Annotated in this window: 7 protein-coding genes; 3 read left to right on the top strand and 4 right to left on the bottom strand. The window is 71.9% G+C overall.

What is annotated here, in order from left to right; translation table 11 throughout:
* Positions 1-589: 589 nt before the first annotated feature.
* The 3 genes from Cba03nite_RS21280 to Cba03nite_RS40375 all read right to left on the bottom strand — a co-directional run bounded on the left by Cba03nite_RS21280 (position 590) and on the right by Cba03nite_RS40375 (position 3,082).
* Positions 590-997 (bottom strand): four-helix bundle copper-binding protein, encoded by a 408-nt coding sequence (locus tag Cba03nite_RS21280; RefSeq protein ID WP_203748929.1) that lies wholly within the window; start codon positions 995-997, stop codon positions 590-592.
* A gap of 205 nt (positions 998-1,202) precedes the next feature.
* A complete protein-coding gene (locus tag Cba03nite_RS21275; RefSeq protein WP_203748927.1) occupies positions 1,203-1,889 on the bottom strand; it encodes a response regulator transcription factor in 687 nt (228 codons plus the stop codon).
* The gene (locus tag Cba03nite_RS40375; protein ID WP_203748925.1) at positions 1,886-3,082 is read right to left on the bottom strand and encodes a sensor histidine kinase; all 1,197 of its coding nucleotides are present in this window, start codon (positions 3,080-3,082) and stop codon (positions 1,886-1,888) included. Before Cba03nite_RS40375 ends, Cba03nite_RS21275 begins: the two co-directional genes overlap by 4 nt.
* A gap of 177 nt (positions 3,083-3,259) precedes the next feature.
* On the opposite strand from Cba03nite_RS40375, the gene Cba03nite_RS21265 reads away from it, so the two are divergent.
* From Cba03nite_RS21265 to Cba03nite_RS21255, 3 genes are all read left to right on the top strand, one after another.
* A complete protein-coding gene (locus Cba03nite_RS21265; protein ID WP_373315762.1) occupies positions 3,260-3,994 on the top strand; it encodes an ABC transporter ATP-binding protein in 735 nt (244 codons plus the stop codon).
* 13 nt (positions 3,995-4,007) lie between these two features.
* Complete coding sequence (locus Cba03nite_RS21260) at positions 4,008-4,742, top strand: ABC transporter permease (RefSeq protein ID WP_203748923.1); 735 nt, start codon at positions 4,008-4,010, stop codon at positions 4,740-4,742.
* 257 nt (positions 4,743-4,999) lie between these two features.
* Positions 5,000-5,242, top strand: a complete 243-nt coding sequence (locus Cba03nite_RS21255) for a hypothetical protein (protein ID WP_203748921.1) — start codon at positions 5,000-5,002, stop codon at positions 5,240-5,242.
* A 129-nt stretch (positions 5,243-5,371) separates the two neighbouring features.
* On the opposite strand, the gene chrA is transcribed toward Cba03nite_RS21255, so the two are convergent.
* Entirely contained in the window at positions 5,372-6,772 is a 1,401-nt protein-coding gene (gene chrA, locus Cba03nite_RS21250; RefSeq protein WP_203748919.1) for a chromate efflux transporter, read from the bottom strand.
* Between the last annotated feature and the right edge of the window lie 23 nt (positions 6,773-6,795).

Below are 6,795 nucleotides of genomic sequence, written 5' to 3'. Positions count from 1 at the left end.
CGGTGGTGCTGACGGCGGGTGTTGCGTCCGTTCACCGGAGGCAGCTCGGATGGTGTTCGGGGCGATCATCGTTTCCGCAGCCGCGCGGACAGCGGTCAAATGGGTGTACGAGGTGCGGTTCTGCGCACACCGTGCCGCGTACCCCGGAGCGGCTTTCCGGTCTCCGATCTGCTCCCAGTGCCGCCTGCGCGCGCGTAGCCCGACGGAGCACGCGCCGACACCGGCGCAGCTGCCATCCGGCGTTCGATGGCGGATGCCCGTCAGGTGGGGCTGGATATCGGCACCGGGGGGTGCCGAAGTAACCGATCACGCGTGCCGTGTTTACGTAGGGCGGCGTAGGCCGGTGGGCTCAGGACTGGGCTGGCTGGAACAGTTCGACGGCGTTTCCGGCGGGGTCGTCGAACACGGTCTGGAGGCCGCCGGGCCCAGAGATGATCTCGTTGCGGAAGTGAACGCCGGCGGTGCGTGGCTGTTCATGGTGCCTCCGGTGACTGAGGTTCGGTCAGCGTGCGGATCAGGAAGCCTGGGCGCCGGGGTTCGGCGCCCAGGCATCAAACCTCGCGTTGGCGGCAACTGCGCCGTCTCAGCCCTATTTCATCGCCGACAGCAGTTGCTGACACGCGTTCTCGCAGTCACGGCAGGCCTGGGCGCAGATGCGGCAGTGCTCGTGCATGTCGGCGTGACGCTCGCACTCCTCGGCGCAGGCGCGGCAGGCCATGATGCAGGCCTGCAGCATGGTGCGGCTGATGTTGGCGTCGTAGCCGGTGTGCCGCGACAGCACCCGGGCGGTCGCCGAGCAGATGTCGGCGCAGTCGAGGTTGGTGCGGATGCACTTGGCCAGTTCGGCGATCATCGGCTCGCTCAGGCAGGCGTCAGCGCATGCGGTGCAGGCTTCGCTGCAGGCGATGAGCGTGTCGATGGCTGAGGCCAGCTGCCTGCGGTCGAGGTTGATCTCCGCGGGGTAGGTCTCGAGCATGGGCATGGTCACGTTCGTCATGGTGTGTCTCCTTCTCTGTGTACCGTGAGGTCCATACCCCGGCATCGGAATCGGCATTCGGCTCGGCTGCCTGGGCGGCCCCATGGCGCTCGCACGTAGCCGGCAGTTGCGCTGCCACGTCGGCTGGGAGGTGCCGGCGGGTGAAGCCGACATCGACACCGACGCCGCCGAGGTCATGCCGCAGGACAAGGCCGGTGTCCGACCGTCAGTGGGGCTGCTGGGGCGCCGACGCCAGGCCGGTTTCGTAGGCGGTGATGACCAGCTGGGCGCGGTCGCGGGCGCCGAGTTTGGTCATGGCCCGGTTGACGTGGGTCTTGGCGGTGTGCGGGCTTAGGACGAGGTGGGCGGCGATCTCGTCGTTGTTCATGCCGGAGGCGACCAGGGCCACGACTTCGCGTTCGCGTTCGGTGAGCGCGGTGAGCGCGGTGAGCCGGTCGACGGCCGCTGGTCTGTTGTGCTGCGGCTGGGCGAGGAAACGGCCGATGAGCGCCTTGACCGCGGCCGGGGACAGCAGCGATTCGCCGCGGTGGACGGTGCGGATGGCTTGCAGCAGGTCGGCGGGTTCGGTGCTCTTGCCGAGGAAGCCCGCGGCGCCGGCGCGCAGCGCGGTGAAGACGTACTCGTCGAGTTCGAACGTGGTCAGGATGAGCACGCGTGTGCCGGCCAGAGCGGGGTCGGCGCTGATGTGGGCGGTGGCGGCCAGGCCGTCGAGGCCCGGCATGCGGATGTCCATGACCACGACGTCTGGTGTGGTGGCGCTGGCCAGTGCGACGGCTTCGGCGCCGTCGGTGGCCTGACCGACCAGGGCCATGTCGGGTGCGGTGTCGATGAAGTACGCGAACCCGGCTCGTACGAGGGGCTGGTCGTCGGCGAGCAGGACCGTGATCGTCATGTGGCTGCTCCGGCGGTCAGGGGCAGGGTGGCGCAGACGCGGTAGCCGCCGTCCGGTAGCGGGCCCGCGGTGAGGATGCCGCCGAGGGCGGTGACGCGTTCGCGCATGCCGGTCAGCCCGTGGCTCTGGCTCGCGTCGGTGCTCTGCCGGTTCGGCCGGCCGGGGCTGTTGTCGACGGTGACCTGCAGCGCCTGCGGCTGGTAGGTCCAGCGCAGGGTGACGGGGACCGGGCCGGCGTGTTTGCTGACGTTGGTCAGTGATTCCTGAACGACCCGGTAGGCGGTCAGGTCGGTTGCGGCGGGGACCGGCCGGGGCTGTCCGTCGGTGTGCTCGGTGATCGCCAGGCCCAGCCGTGCGAAGCCCTGTACCAGGTCGCCGATCCCGGCCAGGCCGCCTGCGGGCTGCACAGGCGGGAACTGCTCGCCGGGTTGGCGTAGCAGGCCGACGGTGTCGGCGAGGTCGGCCAGGGCGGTCCTGCTGGCGGTGGCGATGTGTGACACGGCGTTGCGTGCCTGACCGTCGTGCGGTCGGGTGTCGGTCTGCAGGACGTGGGCGGCGACGCCGGCTTGGACGTGGATGAGGGCCAGATGGTGGCCGAGGACGTCGTGCAGCTCGCGGGCGATGCGCAGCCGTTCCTCGGTGACGCGGCGGGCGGCTTCGGCTTCGCGGTCGGCCTGGGCGTGGGCGGCGGCGGCCCGGGCTTCGGCGAGCCAGGCCTGCCGGTGGCGGGAGGCGGTGCCGGCGGCGACGGCCAGGGCGCCGAGCGCGCCGAGGGCGAGGTTCTCGGCGCCGAGCCAGGTTCCGGGCCTGGCCAGCAGGTGGACGCCGGCGAACACGGCCATGACCAGGCCGCCCACGAATAAGGCGCGCTGACGGCGGGAGGTCTCGGCGACGGTGTACAGCGCGATCAGCGGCGCGGCGAGGATCATCTGCCCGCGGTGGTCGTGGTAGTGCAGCAGGTACGCCTCGGCCGCGACGGTCGAGATCAGCAGGACCGTGAACGGCTGCCAGGTGCGCGCGGCGAGTGCGCCGCAGGCGAGGGTGGCCAGGGTGAGGCCGTGGGCGTCGATGGGGGCGCCGGCCGGTCCGGCGGCCGTGGTGACGAGCGTGACCGTGTAGATCACGGCGGCGATCGCGATGTCGGCGTGCGGGCGGCGTGCGGCGGCGGCGCGCAGCCGTTCCAGCACGGTCATCGCACCAGGTTAGAACCCGGGGCCGCGGGTCGCGTCGCCTGGCGGTGGTAGGTGGCGTACCGCATCCGTGGTACGCCGAAGATGGCGCGGCCGGGCGACGACGCGGCCGGGTGCCGGCGGGGATGGTGAGGCCTGTTGCCGGGACGGGTGTGCCCGGCCGTCGACGAAAGGTCTTCCGTGACATCCATCGACATCTCGGTCCGCGGGCTGAGTAAACACTTCGGCCCGGTGCAGGCGGTGCGGGAGCTGAGCTTCGACGTGCCTGCCGGCCAGGTGACCGGTTTCCTCGGCCCGAACGGCGCGGGGAAGACCACGACGTTGCGCATGATGCTCGGACTGATCCGCCCGACCGCAGGGCAGGCGCTGATCTGCGGCCGCCCGTACGCCGAGCTGCCGGATCCGCGCCGCACGGTCGGCGCGGTGCTGGAGGCCACCGGCTTCCACCCGGGCCGCCGGGGCCGCGACCACCTGCGCATTGCCGCCCACTCCGCCGGCCTGCCTACTGCACGGGTCGAGGAGGTCCTCGACGAGGTCGGCCTGTCCGAGGCCGCCGGGCGCACGGTCGGCGGGTACTCGCTCGGGATGCGCCAGCGGCTCGGCCTGGCGGCCGCGCTGCTGGGCGACCCGCAGGTGCTCGTGCTCGACGAGCCCGCCAACGGACTGGACCCGGCAGGCATGGCGTGGCTGCGGGAACTGCTGCGCGGCCGGGCCGCTTCCGGCCGCACGGTGATCGTGTCCAGTCACGTCCTGTCCGAGGTCGCCCAGACCGCCGACCACGTGGTCATCCTGGCCGGTGGGCGGCTCACCTTCGACGGGCCGGTGGACCGGCTGCGCGAGCACGCGGGCTCCCTGGAGGACGCGTTCCTGCGCCTGACCACCGACCGGCACGACCCGACCGCCGCGACGCGCTGAGGAGACCACCACCGTGCTCAAGCTCATCGGAAACGAATGGCTCAAGCTGCGCACCACCCGCGGGTTCGTCATCCTGCTGGTGATCCAGCTCGTCCTGATCACCGCGGGCGCTGCCGGGCCGCTGTCCAACATGCCCCTCGACCAGGCCGCGACCGCGATCGGCGCCGTCGCGCACGTCGGCCTGACCTCGCTGATCGCGCTGGTGCTAGGGATCGTGGCGGTCGCGGGGGAGTACCGGCATAAGACGATCACCGACACCTACCTCGGCAGCCCCCGCCGCGGCCGGGTCGTGGCGGCGAAGCTGACCCTCACCACCCTGGCCGGGTTCGGGCTCGGCGCCGCGGGCGCGGCGGTGTCGCTCGCCGTGACCTACGTGTGGCTGACCGCGGCCGGGCACAGCATGCCCTGGTCGGATGCCGAGCTGTGGCGCACCGCGGCAGGCGGTGCGGTGTGGAACGCGGCGTTCGCCGCGATCGGTGTCGGCATCGGGGCGCTGGTGCGCAACCTCGCCGTCGCGGTGGCCGGGTCGCTGGCCTGGCTGACGCTGGTCGAAGGCGTCGTCGGGCAGCTCGTGGGCCGCGACGTCACCCGGTACCTGCCGTTCTCGGCCGGTACCGCCGTCGGCAGGCTTCCCGCCTCGATCGCCGACGGGCTGCCGCAGTGGGGCGCCGCCGCGCTGCTGGCCGGATACGCGGTGCTGTTCGCGGCCGCCGCGATCAGGTTCACCACCCGCCGGGACGTCGCCTGAGCGACCGGACGGAGCCGGTGCCCGCAGCGTCCGCCGGGCGGTTGCGGGCACCGGCCGGGCTGCCGGGTCATCGAAACGAAAGTCTCGGGAACCAGGGCTCGCCGATCCACGACCACTACCGCGAGATGTCTGTGACACGCGGCAGGAGGCGAGACAGTGGCCATGCTGACCCGGCCCCGGGCGAGCCTCGCCCTGTCCGCGGTGTCGTTCGGGCTGCTGGGCGGTGGCGCACGCGTTCACCGATCTGCTGCCGGCCCATGAAGAGACCTACCCGGCCGACGGTGGTCACCCTCGTGGTGACTTCTTCAACCCCGCGCAGGATGCGCCGTGGAAGGACTTCGGGCACGTCCTCGGCGACCGGCGCCGAGCAGGGCCTGACGGAGGCGTTCAAGGCCGTCAACCGCTGCGACACCCTGGTCTGCCCGCAGTTCGACCTGCAGGCCCTGAACACCTTCGCCAAGAACTGGTTCGCCGACCGCCGCTCCGACACCACGCATTAGCCGCCGGGCCGGTGGGAGCACGACCCGCACCGGACCTCACCCCGCCGACGAATGCCAGGTGTGGTCCTCGTAGGTGGCGCCCACAGCCCGCCGTCACCGGCTCGTCGCCGGACCGCGCGGCGGGGCTGCTCAGATCAGGCTGAGCAGCCCGGCGCCGATGCCCAGCAGGGTGCAGATGGCGAGCACCCGCAGCACGGACCACTTCGCCCAGAAGATCATCACGGCGGCTGCCGCTGCGATGACCGCTGCGGCCGGGCGCAGACTGGACGGATCCGGCAGCAGCATGTTCAGCGGCCCGGTGGTGACGGTGCGGGTGCCGGCGAACAGGGTGTGAAAGGCGAAGTAGAGCCCGAGGTTGGCGATGACGCCGACGACCGCTGCGGTGATCCCGGTCAGTGCCGCGGACAGGCTGTGGTTGGCGCGCAGCTTCTCGACGTAGGGGGCGCCGAGCAGGATGAACAGGAAGCACGGCACGAACGTGACCCAGGTGGTCAGCAGCGAGGCGATGATGCCTGCAGTCCAGGGGTCGAGGCTGCCGGGGTGGTGGTAGGCGCCGAGGAACGCGACGAACTGCACGACCATGATCAGCGGGCCGGGGGTGGATTCGGCCAGGGCCAGGCCGCGGACCATGTCGCCTGCGGACAGCCAGGCGTAGCGTTCGACGGCCTGCTGGGCGACGTAGGACAGGACGGCGTAGGCGCCGCCGAAGGTGACGACGGCGGCGCCGGAGAAGAACAGGCCCTGCTGGGTGAACACGCTGCCGGTGCCGGTGGTGGCCGCGACGGCCGCGATGGGCAGGAACCAGGCGGCCAGCCCGGCTGTCAGGATGGCGATCGCGCGCCCGGTGGACGGACGGTCGTGGTGCAGGGCGTCGTCGGGGATCAGCGGCGGCGGGCCGTCCTCGCCGTTGCCGTGCCGGCCGCTGCCGGTCGCGACCAGCTGAGGGCGCACCCGGTGCAGGGTCCACCCGGCCAGTGCCGCGGCGGCGATGACGAGCGGGAACGGCACTGCGAACAGCGCCAGCGCCGCGAACGCGGCCACCGCCAGTCCGACCAGTGCGGTGTTGTGCAGTGAGCGGGTGCCGACGCGCCATACGGCCTGGGCGACGACGGCGACGATCGCGGGGGCGAGTCCGGTGAAGACGGCGGTGACGGCAGTGGTGTCGCCGTAGGCGACGTACAGCCCGGACAGGGCCAGCAGCGCGACGAGGCCGGGCAGAACGAACAGGGTGCCGGCGATGAGGCCGCCGCGGACGCCGTTGAGCAGCCACCCGACGTAGATGGCCAGCTGCTGGGCTTCGGGGCCGGGCAGCAGCATGCAGTAGTTGAGGGCGTGCAGGAAGCGCCTCTGGCCGATCCAGCGCCGCTCGTCGACGAGGTGGCGCTGCATGACGGCGATCTGCCCGGCCGGGCCGCCGAACGTCTGCAACGAGATCAGGAACCACGCCTTGACCGCGTGGCGCAGCGGGACGACGTCGCCGGCCGCCGGCTGTCCCGTCTCGGTGCTGCCGGCCCTGTGAGTGGTGGTCATCGTGACGCTCCGCAGTGTGGTTC

This window comes from Catellatospora bangladeshensis, from assembly GCF_016862575.1.
GTDB lineage: Bacteria > Actinomycetota > Actinomycetes > Mycobacteriales > Micromonosporaceae > Catellatospora > Catellatospora bangladeshensis.
Note: the sequence above shows the minus strand (reverse complement) of the source record. Positions and strands in the feature narration are given on the sequence as shown.

Excerpts from the sequence above, each read along its gene's own strand:
- Cba03nite_RS21255 (WP_203748921.1), top strand. The coding sequence starts at position 5,000 with ATGAAGAGACCTACCCGGCCGACGGTGGTCACCCTCGTGGTGACTTCT.
- chrA (WP_203748919.1), bottom strand. The coding sequence starts at position 6,772 with ATGACCACCACTCACAGGGCCGGCAGCACCGAGACGGGACAGCCGGCG.
- Cba03nite_RS21280 (WP_203748929.1), bottom strand. The coding sequence starts at position 997 with ATGACGAACGTGACCATGCCCATGCTCGAGACCTACCCCGCGGAGATC.
- Cba03nite_RS21275 (WP_203748927.1), bottom strand. The coding sequence starts at position 1,889 with ATGACGATCACGGTCCTGCTCGCCGACGACCAGCCCCTCGTACGAGCC.
- Cba03nite_RS40375 (WP_203748925.1), bottom strand. The coding sequence starts at position 3,082 with ATGACCGTGCTGGAACGGCTGCGCGCCGCCGCCGCACGCCGCCCGCAC.